This is a genomic window from Bradyrhizobium sp., from assembly GCF_016462955.1.
In the GTDB taxonomy this organism is placed as follows: Bacteria; Pseudomonadota; Alphaproteobacteria; order Rhizobiales; family Xanthobacteraceae; genus Bradyrhizobium.
Genome location: NZ_JAEMSD010000738.1, coordinates 1,492 through 2,557, shown reverse-complemented (window position 1 = coordinate 2,557; position 1,066 = coordinate 1,492). Strand labels below are relative to the sequence as shown.

The 1,066-nt window shown below is 62.9% G+C and carries 2 protein-coding genes; both read left to right on the top strand.

What is annotated here, in order from left to right; genetic code table 11:
• Positions 1–209 precede the first annotated feature (209 nt).
• A complete protein-coding gene (locus tag JHD07_RS37645; RefSeq protein WP_291631409.1) occupies positions 210–584 on the top strand; it encodes an Hpt domain-containing protein in 375 nt (124 codons plus the stop codon).
• 164 nt (positions 585–748) lie between these two features.
• Positions 749–1,066 (top strand): 2Fe-2S iron-sulfur cluster-binding protein (locus tag JHD07_RS37640; protein WP_008143731.1); only part of this gene is annotated, 318 nt, incomplete at its 3' end.

Below are 1,066 nucleotides of genomic sequence, written 5' to 3'. Positions count from 1 at the left end.
TTCTTAATCATCGTTAACAGGATCGCTGCGTAACGCCTTAGCAATCAATGCAATTCTCCACCGAACTCGGGCGATTGCGGCAACTTGTTGTCAACAAACAGGTGGATTTGCGTCAAGCGGCCCGAACATTTCGTTAACCATTTTCATGCTTGGGTGCGGGAACCTGACCGCCGCGCCCGCGGCCGTCGCGCGATGCCGGGGCCTGCGCCATGATGCCTGAACTGCAACGGATGGAATGGATGCCTTCGCCCCCGCTTGCGCCCATCGACAGCCCGCTCGACCGCGATCACCTCTCCCGGATGACGCTCGGCGACGCAGAACTGGAGCAGGAAGTACTGGCAATGTTCGCCGAACAGGCGGCTCGCCTGCTGGCGGCGATGGCAGCGATGCCCGCCGAGACCGGCGCGCTTGCACACAAGCTCAAGGGGTCCGCGCGGGGGATCGGCGCCTTTGCGGTGGCCGATGCAGCCGCCGGCCTGGAAACAGCGATCCGGACCGGCCGTGGCCGGTCCGATGCGTTCGCTGCGCTGAAGGAAGCGGTGACGGAGGCCAGCGCCGCAATCGAGGCGATCCTGAAGCCGTAAGCCGACAGGTCGAGCCCGGTTTCTAGTCTCTTGTTTTGACGCGTTTTCTTCCCGCAAAGCGGGATTCATTTGGCTTCAAAACGCTATGGCGCCGGACTGACCGACCCGTTATAGGACAGCCCGGACCCTCCTTCATTCCAAGCACCGCGGCAGCACGAGCACATATGGCCAAGATTCACTTTGTCGACCACAAGGGCGAAACCCGCACGGTAGAAATCGAGAACGGCGCAACCGTGATGGAAGCCGCGATCCGCAACAGCATTCCCGGCATCGAGGCCGAATGTGGCGGCGCCTGCGCCTGCGCAACCTGCCACGTCTATGTCGACGAAGCCTGGCGCGAGAAGGTCGGCAGCCCGACGCCGATGGAAGAGGACATGCTCGATTTCGGCTTCGACGTACGCCCGAATTCGCGCCTGTCCTGCCAGATCAAGGTCTCCGACGAGCTCGACGGGCTCGTGGTGGCGACGCCCGAGCGCCAGGCC